Origin of the sequence: Rhizobium hidalgonense (genome assembly GCF_002914525.1) — a bacterium.
GTDB classification, from domain to species: Bacteria; Pseudomonadota; Alphaproteobacteria; order Rhizobiales; family Rhizobiaceae; genus Rhizobium; species Rhizobium hidalgonense.
The window spans coordinates 235,835-248,756 of sequence record NZ_LODW01000104.1 but is presented as its reverse complement, the minus strand read 5'-3'; the positions used below and the strand labels follow the sequence as shown (position 1 = coordinate 248,756).

Below are 12,922 nucleotides of genomic sequence, written 5' to 3'. Positions count from 1 at the left end.
GGTAGCGCTGACACCGCCTGAGGTTTCCTACGAAAGTTCATTGGGCTGGAACAGTCGATTTGGCCATGTCAGGACATCCGCTTCCTTGCGCTTCTTTTCGGCTCAGTTAACGCGGATTTCCGCGGCATTGGCTTGGCGGCCTCGATGATCTTTTCAACATCTTCGGGCATGAGGAACATCGTTTTACCGATCAGCCGATACGCGCCGACCTGACGCGCCCTCTCCCGCAGAGTTCGCTCCGATATAGAAATGCCGGCTTTTGCGAATTTGGCGACAAGTTGCTCCGGTGTAATCGCGCTTTCGATTTCACGCATCTCACCATCCTGTCGCGGCGTCATTCCGTATCAGGCGGTACTTGTAGCAAACCCCACCATTCCATTCCCGAAGCACTTCACCACACTCACAGGACCACGAGTCAACATCGCGGGCCGGGAGTTTCATTTTGGTCTCCTCATAAACCCGGCCGCACTTGCATTTAACTTCATCCATCGTCGGTCCTCCCTCAAAGACAAAAACAAAGACAAAGACTGCAAACTGCGCGGGCGGAGTCAATGGCGTGGAGCGCCTGGGCAACTCTAATCGGTCCCAGAGTTGCGTTCTGCCATCAGCCTAACGCCGGGGCACCCGTGATTTAGAAATTGAATCCCCATACCTTCGAGCACTCGCTGCACCACTTGGACGTTAGCAGCACGACCGGCGATCGGTCCGTTTCCCACACTCTCCATGTTCCGAATAGTGTTGACGTTCAAGCCGGCCTTTTCTGCGAGCTCTTTCTGCTCAATTTCTGCCAGAATACGGGCGGCCTTGAGCTGGTTTCCAGTCGTCAGCATTCGGAAAATACCTCTTAAAACGATAAACATAGTTATAGCACCTAGTTACCGTTTGACAAACCTAGTTTTCATAACTAGGTTAATAGCGATAGTTAACGCTGATTCGCCATATACCGGGGAGTATAAAATGCCGAACCATGTAATTCCGGCAGCCGCCGAAGGCTTGCCTAATACCACCCGCCGAGCCCTTCTTTGGGGTTTCGCCGCTACCTCGACGATCGCAGCGGTCGCCGTCGCACCTAATTCACATGGAGCCATCGCGACCGAGGCGCAAGCTCTTCCCTCTGACCAGATAGAGAACCCTGAGTTGATCCTTGCCTACCAGAAATTCTATGATGCCTGTGCCGAGCTTAAGGAAGCGCAGGATTCTTTGGAGTGGATTGCGGATGAGTGGCGGCATCAGTGGCCATTGGCACCTGAGGAGCTGCTGCTTGGAGCCAACGCGCAGGACGGGCGATATACCATGCCAGCCGAGCGTGACATCATCGGCCGCTTTCTCCTCAGAGACACGAGTGACCTGACAAAGAGGCTGGCGCCGAAATTCCGTCGGGAAATCAGAAAGACATGCTTCGTCATTCGGACGGCCGACGAAGAGAGGGACCACCTGAAAAGGTGGAAGCAGTCCGCGCCAACGGGGCGAACTGAAAAGGCTCTCGCTCAAAATCGAGCCTACAGGATGAAGTCTATCAGGGAGTGCGAACAGCGTATCCAGTTGGCCGTCCAGTATGAGGCCGAGACCGCCCATCTTCGGGACATCTCTGGGGCTGATGCTGCGCGTCTGCGGGTAAGAGACACTGGCATTCATCTTCGCAAAGCCGCCAACGAAGTCTCTCAATGCCACGCTCTGAGCCTGGCCGGCTTAGGTATGAAAGCTGACGTCCTTGCTGTAACGGCTGGAGACCTCATGGAACTCACGAAATCTGACACCACCCCGCTTGGGCAGATGGCCCGGTTCATAGAGTCCGTGGCAGAAGTCGCCGGGAGGGTAGCGGTGTGAGCAAAGTTGTTCAGGACCTGCGGCGTCAAACGCTGGAGGCATACATTGAAGAAATGATCGCCCTGCTTGATCTTCTGGATGGCGATCCGAACCTTGAGGACAACGGCGACAGCGAACCGTCGATCGGCAGCACGCCACAGTGCATAGGCAACGGGTGTTTCTATGATCTGGAGCTCGACACCGCCGAGGACGAAGACGGAGGCGACGATGAAGAGACATTGGGCTGGTCAAACCCGATGGGCCTTCGGATCCACATCCCAGATGAAGCCAAAGAGCTCACCGAGCCCAGTGGATAATTGTGGGGGGATATTGAGGGGGATCGAAAAGCAAACAATCCGCTTAAAGCGTTGTAATTGCTGGCTTTTCTAAAATGGAATGGTGCCCAGAAGAGGACTCGAACCTCCACACCCTTTCGGGTACCAGCACCTGAAGCTGGCGCGTCTACCAATTCCGCCATCTGGGCGACGGAGAGCGATGTAAGGGGGCAGCTCCGGACTGTCAACCGGGTTTTTGAAGTTTTTCTGACAGTTGGCGAAAAAGCAGCCGGCCGCGCGCGGGGGACGGCCGTAGGCCAGGCATAGCGCTCCGGTCGGCACGCCCTATATAAAGGAAATATCGAAAGGAATGCTTCATGCACTCTTCCCGCCCAATTCTGCTTGCCGGCCTTTTTGCGCTTCTCGCGCCAGCTATGGCCGGTGCTGATTCGCTGAAGTTGGGCAAGCCCGGGGTCGGGCCGCTCAACACCGGATCGACGCTTTGCGATTTTCGCGGCTGCTTCGGTTTCGGGCCGCAGCAATGGCATCGCCCCGCCTATGTTCAGCCGAATTACCGGCCGCGTGGCGCGACGGGACCGACCTATTACCAGCCGGGCGCCGCCGGGCGGCCGCAGCTGACCTATGATCCGCCGCCGGTTCGCCGCGTGCAGCCGAACGCTCCGAACAAGCATATCGCCTGGTGCACCAATGAATACCGCTCCTACAATCCGAGGACGGATCATTTTCTCACCTATGAAGGCGTCTACAGGGTCTGCCGCTCGCCCTATCGCTGAGCGGGTCCGCTCAGCTTTCCAGCGACGCGCGGTCGACATGGCCGAGATCGCGGCCGGGCTCGACGATGTCGCGGACGCGCTGCTTCAGCTCCTTCGGCCCGGGAAAGCCGCCGTCGCGCTTGCGTTCCCAGATGAGATCGCCGTTGACGCGGATCTCGAAATTGCCGCCGGTGCCGGGGATCAGCGCCACCTCGCCGAGACTGTCGGAAAAAGTGTGCAGCAGCTCCTGCGCCATCCAGGCGGCGCGCAGCAGCCAGTTGCACTGAGTGCAGTAGAGGATCGAGACGCGGGCTTTTTCGGTCATGATGTTTCCTTTCGTTTGCTTGGATTTAAGCCCTTGCAGCGTGCGCATGCAATGGCGCGCTTAAGCATCTTGCGCGCCGTTCTCCGGCATGGTCTCTTCCCCTGGTCGGTCATACCGGGGAAAAGCTGATGCGAGTCGCCGTCATCGAAAACATGCGCAATACCGGCCTTGGCGCGCTCGCCAGAGCGCTCGATGAGGCGGGGGCTGACATCGAGTGGTTTCGCGTGTGGCAGGACGGCATCCTGCCACAGGACATATCCAGGCATGACGCGCTCGTCGTCCTCGGCGGCGAGCAGAGCGCCCTGGATCACGAGGTGCATCCCTATCTGCCGGAACTCGCCCGGCTGGCGCGCTGCTTCGGCGATGCCGGCAAGGCCGTGCTCGGTATCTGCCTCGGCAGCCAGATCCTCGCCCGCGCCTATGGCGCCGACAATCTGTTGGGCGCCGCCCGCGAGTTCGGCTGGCATAGGATCGGTGTCACCGGCGAGGGGCGGGCCGATCCGCTGCTACAGGCGCTCGGCGGCGAATTCACCATCTTCGAATGGCATGCCGATACCTTTACCCTGCCGGAGGGCGCCGTCCGTCTCGCCACCAGCCCTGTTGCCGAGAACCAAGCCTTCCGCATCGGCCGCGCCGTCTATGGCACCCAGTTCCATTTCGAGGCCAACACAAGCGTCGTCGAGGAGTGGAAGGCCGATTTCCCCGATACGATCGAGCGCATCGCCCCCGGCTGGCTGGAAAACCATGCCGAACTGGCGGCAAGGCATGGCGGTGCCGCCGATGCCGCCGGCCTTGCCATCGCCCGTGCCTGGGTCAGCCTGATCGAACCGCAGGAGATCGTGATGCTGTCGCAGGCCTCGGTGTGAGAGGCGAAGCGATGCCGGCAAGCGAACGCGAGAAGATGGCCGCGGGCGAATGGTATTGCTGCCTCGACGACGCGCTCGATCGCTTGCGCCGGCAGGCGCGCCGAGCCGTCCATGCGCACAATACGATGCCGCCGGACGAGCGCGGCGCGATGGCGCCGGTCCTGAGGGCGCTCTTTGCGCAGGCTGCGCGGGATGTCTTCATCGAGGCGCCGTTTCACTGCTCCTACGGCATCAATATCCTTCTCGGCGAACGCGTCTATTTCAATGCCGGCTGCGCCATTCTCGATTCCGGCCGCGTGACCATCGGCGACCGCAGCATGTTCGGCCCCGGCGTGCAGATCTATTGCGCCGAACATCACAAGGACGCAGCACTTCGCAGCCGGGGCATCGAGATCGCCCGGCCGGTCACGATCGGCAAGGACGTGTGGATCGGCGGCGGTGCCATCATCCTCGGCGGTGTGACGATCGGCGATGGCGCGATCGTCGGCGCCGGTGCCGTGGTGACGAAGGATGTGCCGGCGGGCGCGACCGTGGTCGGCAATCCGGCCCGCATCCGCTAAGCCGGTGTGCCGCCTGTCCCGAAATAACCTTCCCATCTCGACAGCGAGAATCACTCCGCTAGATGAGAAAGCGAAACGGAGGGAAACATGAGCAAATCGAATTTATCTATGGAAGGCGGCTGCCGCTGTGGCCGGGTGCGGTTGAAGATCAGCGCTCCGCCGCTGCTGACCATGGCCTGCCATTGCACAGGCTGCCAGAAGATGACGGCGAGCGCCTATTCGCTAAGCGCCGCCATCCCCAGCGAAGGCTTCGAAGTTAGCAAAGGCGAGCCTGTTATCGGCGGCCTGCACGGTGTCACCAAGCACTATTTCTGCCCGCATTGCATGAGCTGGATGTTCACCCGGCCGGAAGGCATGGACTGGTTCGTCAACCTGCGCGTGACCATGCTCGACGATATCAGCTGGTTCACGCCCTTCATCGAGACCTGGACAAGCGAGAAGCTGGCCTTTGCCGAGACCGGCGCGGTGCACAGCTACGCGGCGCTGCCTGAGATGCAGGCCTATGAGGGGTTGGTGAAGGAATATATGGCGGGGAGCTGATCTCAGAAGCCTTGGAAAAGAAAATCCAGGGCGCCCGTGATGGCATCGCTCTTGCCCGATAGATCTGCGATCGCTCTTGCTATTTCGGTGGTCGGGATCGACGCCATGCGCTGAGTTGCCATGACATAGGTTTCACCCTCGATAGCAAAGCGTGGGTTCAGTCGTGAGATCGACCAGCTCAGTTCTTGCACCGGATGCAGCGGAACCATGACTCGCGAAGGCAGGTCGTCAAGGAGATTGGCTTGAAGATCGATGGCCAGGACATTCCCGGTTTTGAGGCGATAGACGTGAAAGCGTGCCATTAAAACTGACGGTACTTGGCGAACGGCAAGCCGTGCTTTTCAACATATTCGTTTTCCAGCCGGATAGCCTCGGCATTCTCGATACGCCATAGCCGCTCGCGCTCCGCCTTTATGGCCTGCGCAATTCCATCTTCCGCTGCCCTGGATATGTTGATCTTGAGCTCGCGCGCCTGGGAAATGAGGCCTTCGTCAAGGGAAAGGTTCGCTGCTTTTCTGAGCTGTTGCGGCATAACGATCTCCTCGATCTCATGCGCAGATCATATGCGCATGAGATCTGATTGAGAAGTCTTATTCGTCGCCCATCTTCAATGCCGCGATGAAGGCTTCCTGAGGAATCTCCACCTTGCCGAACTGGCGCATGCGTTTCTTGCCGGCCTTCTGCTTGTCGAGCAGCTTGCGTTTGCGGGTGGCGTCGCCGCCGTAGCATTTCGCCGTCACGTCCTTGCGCAGGGCCGAGATCGTCTCGCGGGCGATGACGTTGCCGCCGATCGCGGCCTGGATCGGGATCTTGAACATGTGCTTCGGGATCAGCTCCTTGAGCTTCTCGCACATGTCACGGCCGCGCTTTTCGGCGGCGGTGCGGTGCACCATCATCGAGAGAGCATCGACCGGCTCGCCGTTGACGAGGATCGACATCTTCACGAGGTTGCCTTCGCGGTGGTCGGTGAGGGTGTAATCGAAGGAGGCATAACCCTTCGAGATCGACTTCAGCCGGTCGTAGAAATCGAAGACGACTTCGTTGAGCGGCAGGTCGTAGGTCAGCATGGCGCGCGTGCCGACATAGGTCAGCTCGATCTGGATGCCGCGCCGATCCTGGCAGAGCTTCAGGATGCCGCCGAGATAATCGTCGGGCGTCAGGATCGTCGCGCGGATCCACGGCTCGTGGATTTCGGAGATTTTCACGACATCGGGCATGTCAGCCGGGTTGTGCAGCTCGCGCTCCGACCCGTCGGTCATGAACATCTTGTAGACGACCGAGGGGGCGGTGGCGATCAGGTCGAGGTCGAACTCGCGCTCCAGCCGTTCCTGGATAATTTCGAGATGTAGCAGGCCGAGGAAGCCGCAGCGGAAACCGAAGCCGAGGGCGGCCGAAGATTCCATCTCGAAGGAGAAGGAGGCGTCGTTGAGGCGAAGCTTGCCCATGGCGGCGCGCAGATCCTCGAAATCGGCGGCATCGACCGGGAAGAGACCGCAGAAGACGACCGGCTGCGCCGGCTTGAAGCCCGGCAGCGCTTGCGCCGTCGGCCGCTTGTCCTCGGTGATCGTATCGCCGACGCGGGTATCGGCCACTTCCTTGATCGAGGCGGTGATGAAGCCGATCTCGCCGGGGCCGAGGCTGTCGACATTGACCATCTTCGGCGTCAGCACCCCGACGCGCTCCACCTGGTATTTGGCATCCGTGCCCATCATGCGGATCGTCTGGCCCTTGGTCAGCACGCCGTCGATGATGCGCACGAGAACCATGACGCCGAGGTAGGTGTCGTACCAGCTGTCGACGAGCAGCGCCTTCAGCGGCGCTTTGTCGCCGCCGGGGCTCTTCGGCGCCGGCAGCTTGTTGACGATCGCCTCCAGCACATCGGGAATGCCGAGGCCTGTTTTGGCCGAGATCAGCACGGCCTCCGAGGCATCGATGCCGATCACTTCCTCGATCTGCTCCTTGATCCGGTCGGGTTCGGCGGCCGGCAGGTCGATCTTGTTGAGGACGGTGACGATCTCGTGATTGTTGTCGATCGCCTGATAGACGTTGGCCAGCGTCTGCGCTTCGACGCCCTGGCTGGCGTCGACGACGAGCAGCGAGCCCTCGCAGGCCGACAGCGAGCGCGAAACTTCATAGGCAAAGTCGACGTGGCCGGGCGTGTCGATCAGGTTGAGAATGTATTTCTCGCCGTTGTTCGCCTGGTAATGCAGGCGCACGGTCTGGGCCTTGATGGTGATGCCGCGCTCGCGCTCGATATCCATATTGTCGAGCACCTGCTCGGACATTTCGCGCTCGGCCAGGCCGCCGGTCGTTTGGATCAGCCGGTCGGCCAGCGTCGATTTGCCGTGGTCGATATGGGCCACGATCGAAAAGTTGCGGATATGGGATAGCGGAGTGGTCGAATTGGTGCTCATGCGCGCCATATAGCAGCGCCGCCCCCTGCCGCAAAGCGGTAATTATCCTGCTGTTTACGCTATTTTGCGGGCCGGTCGCACGCCTGTCAGACCGGCCACGCCTCCAGCCGCCAGGCCGAATCCCAGAACATCCATTCATATTGCGAGGCGCGCACGAAAACATCCATCATCTCTATGCGCTCCGTCGGCGAGGCGGCGCGGGCGGCGATGTCGGTCAGCGCGATCACTTCGCGGGCGCCGGCTGCAAATTGCGGGTCGCCATAGGTGTTGATCCAGGCCTGGAAGGCATTGCCTTCGACGGCTGGCCGGTTCTTGATCGCCTCGCCGACGTGCCAATAGATCCAGAAACAGGGGAGGATCGAAGAAAGCGCCACGGCGTAAGAGCTGTGATAGGCGGTGGCAAGCAGGAAATTCGTATAGGCAAAACAAGCGGGCGAGGGTTCGGCTGACGTCACATCCTCGGAGGAGATGCCGAACTGGCTAAGGAAGCCGGCATGCAGGCCCTGCTCGACGGTGATCGCCTTCTGCGCCGAACCGAGGAAGCGCAGCACCTGTGCATTGTCGGGCGCCTTGGCCGCGACGATGGCGAGGCATCGCGCATAGTGCTTCAGATAGAGTGCATCCTGCAGGATGTAGTGCCGGAAAACCTCCGGCGGCAACGTTCCGTCCGAAAGCCGTGTCAGAAGCGGCAGCACCTCGATCTCGGCCATGACAGGCGCGATCCGGTCCCAGGCCGCGGCCGTGAAGCTTCCCGTCGCATCCATGCTCTGCGTGCTGGCGTCCATCATGCTCTCCTCGGATTTCGCTGTCATATATCGACGCCGGAGTGGTGAAAGCAAGGCCTCGCCGGCGGAGCTTGATTCCATCATCAGATAGTGTATTTCTCTTATAGTAGAATTGGGGGAGCAGAAGATGGAACGCGAACTCGATCTGGCGATCGGCATCCGCATCCGCAAGCTCCGGCTGCAAAAGGCTTTGACGCTGGATGATCTTGCCGTGGCCTCCGGCGTCAGCCGGGCGATGATCTCGCGCATCGAGCGGGCGGAGGCGAGCCCGACTGCCTCGCTGCTGGCAAGGATTTGCGCCGCGCTTGGCCTGTCGCTGTCGGCCTTCTTCGCCGAAGAGGGAGAGCAGGCCTCGCCGCTGGCCCGCCGCCAGGAACAGCAGGTCTGGCGTGATCCGGAGACCGGTTATCTCAGGCGCTCGGTTTCGGCTCCAGGCACCGCCTCCGATGTCGATATCGTCGAAGTCGAATTCCCTCCCGGCGCCCGCGTCAGCTTTCCCCCGCATGCCGCATCCCATGGCATGACGCAGCATATCTGGCTGTTCGACGGCGAACTGGAGATGACGGCGGGCGAGGTGGTCTATCGGCTGCGTCCGGGCGATTGCCTCTTTATGCCCGTTGGCGAGGGTCATGTCTTCCATAATCCCGGCAATGCGTCGGCGCATTATTGCGTCGTGCTCGATCGCGGCGGCCGATAGCAACATTCGTTTCTGGAGAAGACCATGCCTGACATTCGTACCCTTTCCGCCGAAGAGGCGCGCGCCGCCATTCCGGCCCTGTCGGCGGTGCTGGCCGATTGCGTCACCGGTGGCGCCTCCGTCGGTTTCATGCAGCCCTATGGGCCTGACGATGCCGAGCCCTATTGGCGCGACGTCGCCGACGCGGTCGCGACAGGCGGCAATCTGCTGCTGGTCGCCGAACTGGACGGCCGGATCGTCGGCACGGTGCAGGTGGGGGCCGCGCAGATGCCGAACCAGCCGCATCGCGGCGATCTGAAGAAGCTGCTGGTGCATCGTTCCGCCCGCGGGCGCGGCTTTGCCCGGCTGCTGATGGAGGCCGCCGAACGCGAGGCGGTCAGATGCGGCAAAACCCTGCTCGTGCTCGACACCGCAACTGGCAGCGAGGCCGAGGCGATCTACCCGCGCCTGGGCTGGCAGCGCGTCGGCGTCATCCCCGATTATGCGCTGTGGCCGGAGGGTGGCTTCTGCGACACCACCCTGTTCTACAAACGGCTCGCCTGAATGCGCCCGCGCCGCCTATACCCACTTTGCGAAGATGGGAAGCGTTCCGGCGAGCGTCGCGCCCGCCGTCCATTGCGCCGCATTCCAACCGAACCGCCGCGCCGCTTCGACATTCGCCGCCATGTCGTCGATGAAGGCGATTTCCCCAGGCGGCACGCCGGCACGTTCGGTCGCCAGCCGGAAGAAGTCGGGCGAAGGCTTGCTGTGTCCGAGCGCTGCCGAATAGAGGATGTCGTCGAAATGTTCGCCAAGGCCGAGTTGCTCCATCAGGTAGCGCGCCCGCCTGTGCTCCTGGTTGGTCGCCAGGAAGAGTGTGACGCCGCTTTGCCTGAGCCCGGCGAGATCCGCCAGCAGATTGCGGTCGAGGCGGGAATCGTTCTCGAACCAGTAGTCGATCAGGACAGCGGCACCGAGATGCGGCGCGATTTTTGCGAGCACCTCGGCGAGCCTTGGTTCCAGCGGCTCGCGGCCGATGATGATGTCACCCCAGCACGTCTGGAAGAATTCCTGTTGCAGCAGGTCGGGCCGCAATCCGAGATCGCGCTCGAGATAGGTGAAGTGGGGCAGCCCGTCGGCCGGACGACCATGAATGAGCACACCGTCGACATCGACCATCAGCACCGTCATGCGGAAATTTCCTTCGGTCTTCAAAGATCGGGAAGGTGAAGTCATCCCCCGTGTCGATCAAGGGCGACGCGCCGGCTTTTTTGTCGCGGCCGAGCCATGTAAGTCTAGAATTTAAATCGAGGACGAATCCGAAATGCGCGTCATCTTTTCCGAGGACCATAAGCTGCGCGATGCCAGGACCGAGCTCCATGCCGGCCAACTGGTGACGCCTTTCGAGGCGCCGTTCCGGGCCGAATGGATCCTGGCAGCGGTGAAGGAAGCGGGTTTCTGGGATATTGTGGCGCCGGATGCGCATCGGCTGGAGACGGCCCGGAAAGTGCACGATCCCGCCTATCTCGATTTCCTCGCCACCGTCTGGGATCGCTGGGTGGCGGCTGGCTTCACCGGCGAAGCGATCGCCAATTCCTTCCCGGTCCGCCGCACCAGCCAGCGCGTGCCCGACAATATCGTCGGTGCCATCGGCCATTATGCCAATGCCGCCGATACCTCCATCACCAAGGGCTCCTACGAGGCGGCGATCGCCTCGATGCGCTGCGCGGTGTCAGGCGCGGATTGGCTGAATGCCGGCAACCGTTTCGCCTTCGCGCTCTGCCGCCCACCCGGACATCATGCCGGCATCGATCTCTTCGGCGGTTATTGTTTCATCAATAATTCCGGCGTCGCGGCCCAGCGTCTGCTCGATCACGGCGCGAAGAAGGTCGCCGTATTGGATGTCGATTTCCATCACGGCAACGGTACGCAGGATCTCTTCTATCACCGAGGCGATGTCTTCACCGCCTCGCTGCATGGCGATCCCATGCACGCTTTCCCTTATTTCCTCGGCCATGCCGACGAGGAAGGCGAGGGGGAGGGCACAGGGGCCAACCGCAACTATCCGATGCCGCCCCACACGCCCTTCGATGTCTGGTCTTCGGCGCTTGCCGACGCACTCGCCCGCATCAAAACCTTCGGCGCCGAGGCGATCGTCGTGGCACTCGGCGTCGATACCTTCGAGCGTGATCCGATCTCCTTCTTCCAGCTGAAATCGGAGGACTTCATTCGCATGGGAGAGATGATCTCCGCCGCCGGCCTGCCCGTCGTCACCTGCATGGAGGGCGGTTATGGCGTGCCGGAGATCGGCCTCAACGTCGCCAATGTCCTCAAAGGTCTGGAAGCCTGATTGCTTGATATGACCAACGAGACAGTTCCATCCGATATCCCGACACCCCGTATGCTGAGCTGGGCCCGCAACTCCGCCATCTATCGCCTGGAGCGGCGAATGATGACGGAAAAGCAGCTGTTTGACGCCATCACTCGCCGGGCCAAGGAGAAGTTCGAGGATATCAGCGCGGCCCAACTCAAGGCCGTCGCCGATTTCGCCGTCAAATTTGCCTATGACAACAAGGTGCTTGACGATGGCGCCTATGCCGAGATCAGCACGCGCTCTGCGGTGCGCGGCGGCAAATCGAAGCGCGCCATCGCCCAGAAGCTTGCTGCCAAGGGTGTCGCGAGCGACAAGGTCGAGGCTGCGCTCGGAGAGACTGACGATCTCTATGCGGCGGCGATATTCGCCCGCAAACGTGCCTTCGGCCCGTTCCGCCGGGTCGAGCTCGACGAAAAACGGAAGGCCAAGGAGCTTTCGGCGTTTGCCCGCAACGGCTTTGGCTTCGACATCGGCAGGCAGGTTTTCGAGATGAGCTTTGAAGATGCCGAAGAGGTCATCCTTGCCGGCCGTCGCTGATTTTGCATCAAGGCTCTTTCTGCCTGGATCAGAAGTTTGAATTTGTCGCTCGCAAGCCGTCTTCGTAAGAAGAGCGCACAATCGGGGGGCGACCATGGAAGAAAAAGCAAACGCCGGAGTGGGCACGCTGACCGCAGGGGCGTCACCAGCATTCGACGGCGTGGCGGTCGGCGGGCTGATGTGCCTCATGTCCATGTCGTCGATCCAGTTCGGCGCGGCATTGTCCTCCTCGGCCATCACAACCTATGGACCGGCTGGCGCCTCCTGGCTGCGCCTCGCCTTTGCCGCCATCATTCTCGCCGTCTTCGTGCGGCCGCGTATCGTCAGCTACACCAGGGCGCAATGGACGAGCGCGCTGGTTCTCGGCACGACCACCGCGCTGATGACCATGAGCTTCTTCGCGGCAATCGAACGCATTCCGCTCGGGCTGGCCGTAGCGATCGATTTTCTCGGCCCGCTCTCCGTGGCCACCATCGGCTACGGCCTCGGCCGGCGTCTGATCTGGCCCCTCCTTGCCGGGCTCGGCGTTCTGGCTCTCGCCCATAACGGCGACGGCTGGGTTGGCAATATCGAGGGTATTCTCTTTGCGCTCGGCGCGGGAACCGGTTGGGCGATCTATATCGTCCTGACGAAAAAGATCGGTGCGAGCTTCAAGGGGCTGGAAGGGCTCTCGATGTCGCTGATGGTTGCCGCACTGGTCGCGACACCCTTCGGCTTTGCCGGCGCCGTGCCGGCGCTCGATGGCTATGGTCTGATTGAAATGGTGGGTCTTGCCATTCTGGTGCCGCTGCTGCCCTACACGCTGGAACTGATCGCCTTGCGGCGGATGCCGACGGCCGCCTTCGGCATTCTGATGAGCCTGGAACCGGCCATTGCCGCGCTGGCGGGCTTCGTCATCCTGGCCCAGCCGATGACGCTTCTGCAGATGGCCGGAACGGCGCTGGTCGTCGCCGCAAGCGCCGGCGCGACCTTTTCTGCCAGGCAATAAAGA

The 12,922-nt window shown here is 61.3% G+C and carries 19 protein-coding genes and 1 tRNA gene; 11 read left to right on the top strand and 9 right to left on the bottom strand.

The genetic code is table 11. From position 1 onward, the window contains the following. Positions 1-68: 68 nt before the first annotated feature. A complete protein-coding gene (locus tag ATY29_RS31360) occupies positions 69-314 on the bottom strand; it encodes a hypothetical protein (protein WP_133118169.1) in 246 nt (81 codons plus the stop codon). Positions 315-575: 261 nt separating this feature from the next. Next, positions 576-860, bottom strand: coding sequence for a helix-turn-helix transcriptional regulator (locus ATY29_RS31355; protein WP_342210735.1), 285 nt, complete (start codon positions 858-860; stop codon positions 576-578). A gap of 97 nt (positions 861-957) precedes the next feature. Here ATY29_RS31355 and ATY29_RS31350 point away from each other — a divergent pair, with 97 nt between their 5' ends. Both ATY29_RS31350 and ATY29_RS31345 read left to right on the top strand, forming a co-directional pair. Then, positions 958-1,827: a hypothetical protein gene (locus tag ATY29_RS31350; RefSeq protein WP_097533771.1), complete on the top strand. Its 870-nt coding sequence runs from the start codon at positions 958-960 to the stop codon at positions 1,825-1,827. Next, positions 1,824-2,123, top strand: a complete 300-nt coding sequence (locus ATY29_RS31345; RefSeq protein WP_193550380.1) for a hypothetical protein — start codon at positions 1,824-1,826, stop codon at positions 2,121-2,123. Before ATY29_RS31350 ends, ATY29_RS31345 begins: the two co-directional genes overlap by 4 nt. 80 nt (positions 2,124-2,203) lie before the next feature. On the opposite strand, the gene ATY29_RS31340 is transcribed toward ATY29_RS31345, so the two are convergent. Next, a tRNA-Leu gene (locus ATY29_RS31340) sits at positions 2,204-2,290 on the bottom strand. 168 nt (positions 2,291-2,458) lie between these two features. On the opposite strand from ATY29_RS31340, the gene ATY29_RS31335 reads away from it, so the two are divergent. Then, positions 2,459-2,875, top strand: a complete 417-nt coding sequence (locus ATY29_RS31335; RefSeq protein ID WP_097533769.1) for a BA14K family protein — start codon at positions 2,459-2,461, stop codon at positions 2,873-2,875. 10 nt (positions 2,876-2,885) lie between these two features. Here the strand turns inward: ATY29_RS31335 and ATY29_RS31330 are convergent, their stop codons facing one another. Further along, entirely contained in the window at positions 2,886-3,179 is a 294-nt protein-coding gene (locus tag ATY29_RS31330; RefSeq protein WP_071084390.1) for an Rdx family protein, read from the bottom strand. A gap of 128 nt (positions 3,180-3,307) precedes the next feature. Between ATY29_RS31330 and ATY29_RS31325 the strand changes: the two genes are divergently transcribed. The 3 genes from ATY29_RS31325 (at position 3,308) to ATY29_RS31315 (ending at position 5,145) form a co-directional block, all read left to right on the top strand. Continuing rightward, positions 3,308-4,045 carry a type 1 glutamine amidotransferase gene (locus tag ATY29_RS31325; RefSeq protein ID WP_097533767.1) on the top strand — a complete coding sequence of 246 codons (738 nt, stop codon included), beginning with the start codon at positions 3,308-3,310 and terminating at the stop codon, positions 4,043-4,045. Positions 4,046-4,056: 11 nt separating this feature from the next. Then, the gene (locus ATY29_RS31320; protein ID WP_097533765.1) at positions 4,057-4,605 is read left to right on the top strand and encodes a sugar O-acetyltransferase; all 549 of its coding nucleotides are present in this window, start codon (positions 4,057-4,059) and stop codon (positions 4,603-4,605) included. Positions 4,606-4,692: 87 nt separating this feature from the next. After that, entirely contained in the window at positions 4,693-5,145 is a 453-nt protein-coding gene (locus tag ATY29_RS31315) for a GFA family protein (protein ID WP_097533763.1), read from the top strand. 2 nt (positions 5,146-5,147) lie between these two features. On the opposite strand, the gene ATY29_RS31310 is transcribed toward ATY29_RS31315, so the two are convergent. The 4 genes from ATY29_RS31310 to tenA form a co-directional block, all read right to left on the bottom strand. Then, a complete protein-coding gene (locus ATY29_RS31310) occupies positions 5,148-5,447 on the bottom strand; it encodes a CcdB family protein (protein ID WP_097533761.1) in 300 nt (99 codons plus the stop codon). Beyond that, entirely contained in the window at positions 5,447-5,677 is a 231-nt protein-coding gene (locus tag ATY29_RS31305) for a type II toxin-antitoxin system CcdA family antitoxin (RefSeq protein WP_097533759.1), read from the bottom strand. The genes ATY29_RS31310 and ATY29_RS31305 overlap by 1 nt, the downstream gene beginning before the upstream one ends. Positions 5,678-5,735: 58 nt before the next feature. Beyond that, a complete protein-coding gene (lepA, locus tag ATY29_RS31300; protein WP_025417525.1) occupies positions 5,736-7,568 on the bottom strand; it encodes a translation elongation factor 4 in 1,833 nt (610 codons plus the stop codon). A gap of 77 nt (positions 7,569-7,645) precedes the next feature. Then, on the bottom strand, positions 7,646-8,344 hold the full coding sequence (gene tenA, locus ATY29_RS31295; RefSeq protein ID WP_097533757.1) for a thiaminase II: 699 nt from the start codon (positions 8,342-8,344) through the stop codon (positions 7,646-7,648). Positions 8,345-8,471: 127 nt separating this feature from the next. Between tenA and ATY29_RS31290 the strand changes: the two genes are divergently transcribed. Next, on the top strand, positions 8,472-9,041 hold the full coding sequence (locus tag ATY29_RS31290; RefSeq protein WP_097533755.1) for a helix-turn-helix domain-containing protein: 570 nt from the start codon (positions 8,472-8,474) through the stop codon (positions 9,039-9,041). A 24-nt stretch (positions 9,042-9,065) separates the two neighbouring features. Further along, positions 9,066-9,584: a GNAT family N-acetyltransferase gene (locus ATY29_RS31285; protein ID WP_097533753.1), complete on the top strand. Its 519-nt coding sequence runs from the start codon at positions 9,066-9,068 to the stop codon at positions 9,582-9,584. 15 nt (positions 9,585-9,599) lie between these two features. Here ATY29_RS31285 and ATY29_RS31280 read toward each other — a convergent pair whose 3' ends face one another. Then, positions 9,600-10,211 (bottom strand): HAD-IA family hydrolase, encoded by a 612-nt coding sequence (locus ATY29_RS31280; RefSeq protein ID WP_097533751.1) that lies wholly within the window; start codon positions 10,209-10,211, stop codon positions 9,600-9,602. Positions 10,212-10,344: 133 nt separating this feature from the next. Here ATY29_RS31280 and ATY29_RS31275 point away from each other — a divergent pair, with 133 nt between their 5' ends. The 3 genes from ATY29_RS31275 to ATY29_RS31265 all read left to right on the top strand — a co-directional run bounded on the left by ATY29_RS31275 (position 10,345) and on the right by ATY29_RS31265 (position 12,919). Continuing rightward, complete coding sequence (locus tag ATY29_RS31275; protein ID WP_097533749.1) at positions 10,345-11,370, top strand: histone deacetylase family protein; 1,026 nt, start codon at positions 10,345-10,347, stop codon at positions 11,368-11,370. Between the two features lie 9 nt (positions 11,371-11,379). After that, on the top strand, positions 11,380-11,931 hold the full coding sequence (gene recX, locus ATY29_RS31270) for a recombination regulator RecX (protein WP_097533827.1): 552 nt from the start codon (positions 11,380-11,382) through the stop codon (positions 11,929-11,931). Positions 11,932-12,025: 94 nt separating this feature from the next. Next, complete coding sequence (locus ATY29_RS31265; RefSeq protein WP_097533747.1) at positions 12,026-12,919, top strand: EamA family transporter; 894 nt, start codon at positions 12,026-12,028, stop codon at positions 12,917-12,919. Positions 12,920-12,922 lie beyond the last annotated feature (3 nt).

Bases quoted from the DNA above. Each gene is read 5' to 3' on its own strand.
- ATY29_RS31360 (WP_133118169.1), bottom strand. From the start codon at position 314: ATGCGTGAAATCGAAAGCGCGATTACACCGGAGCAACTTGTCGCCAAA.
- ATY29_RS31355 (WP_342210735.1), bottom strand. From the start codon at position 860: ATGTTTATCGTTTTAAGAGGTATTTTCCGAATGCTGACGACTGGAAAC.
- ATY29_RS31350 (WP_097533771.1), top strand. From the start codon at position 958: ATGCCGAACCATGTAATTCCGGCAGCCGCCGAAGGCTTGCCTAATACC.
- ATY29_RS31335 (WP_097533769.1), top strand. From the start codon at position 2,459: ATGCACTCTTCCCGCCCAATTCTGCTTGCCGGCCTTTTTGCGCTTCTC.
- ATY29_RS31330 (WP_071084390.1), bottom strand. From the start codon at position 3,179: ATGACCGAAAAAGCCCGCGTCTCGATCCTCTACTGCACTCAGTGCAAC.
- ATY29_RS31325 (WP_097533767.1), top strand. From the start codon at position 3,308: ATGCGAGTCGCCGTCATCGAAAACATGCGCAATACCGGCCTTGGCGCG.
- ATY29_RS31320 (WP_097533765.1), top strand. From the start codon at position 4,057: ATGCCGGCAAGCGAACGCGAGAAGATGGCCGCGGGCGAATGGTATTGC.
- ATY29_RS31315 (WP_097533763.1), top strand. From the start codon at position 4,693: ATGAGCAAATCGAATTTATCTATGGAAGGCGGCTGCCGCTGTGGCCGG.
- ATY29_RS31310 (WP_097533761.1), bottom strand. From the start codon at position 5,447: ATGGCACGCTTTCACGTCTATCGCCTCAAAACCGGGAATGTCCTGGCC.
- ATY29_RS31305 (WP_097533759.1), bottom strand. From the start codon at position 5,677: ATGCCGCAACAGCTCAGAAAAGCAGCGAACCTTTCCCTTGACGAAGGC.
- lepA (WP_025417525.1), bottom strand. From the start codon at position 7,568: ATGGCGCGCATGAGCACCAATTCGACCACTCCGCTATCCCATATCCGC.
- tenA (WP_097533757.1), bottom strand. From the start codon at position 8,344: ATGGACGCCAGCACGCAGAGCATGGATGCGACGGGAAGCTTCACGGCC.
- ATY29_RS31290 (WP_097533755.1), top strand. From the start codon at position 8,472: ATGGAACGCGAACTCGATCTGGCGATCGGCATCCGCATCCGCAAGCTC.
- ATY29_RS31285 (WP_097533753.1), top strand. From the start codon at position 9,066: ATGCCTGACATTCGTACCCTTTCCGCCGAAGAGGCGCGCGCCGCCATT.
- ATY29_RS31280 (WP_097533751.1), bottom strand. From the start codon at position 10,211: ATGACGGTGCTGATGGTCGATGTCGACGGTGTGCTCATTCATGGTCGT.
- ATY29_RS31275 (WP_097533749.1), top strand. From the start codon at position 10,345: ATGCGCGTCATCTTTTCCGAGGACCATAAGCTGCGCGATGCCAGGACC.
- recX (WP_097533827.1), top strand. From the start codon at position 11,380: ATGACCAACGAGACAGTTCCATCCGATATCCCGACACCCCGTATGCTG.
- ATY29_RS31265 (WP_097533747.1), top strand. From the start codon at position 12,026: ATGGAAGAAAAAGCAAACGCCGGAGTGGGCACGCTGACCGCAGGGGCG.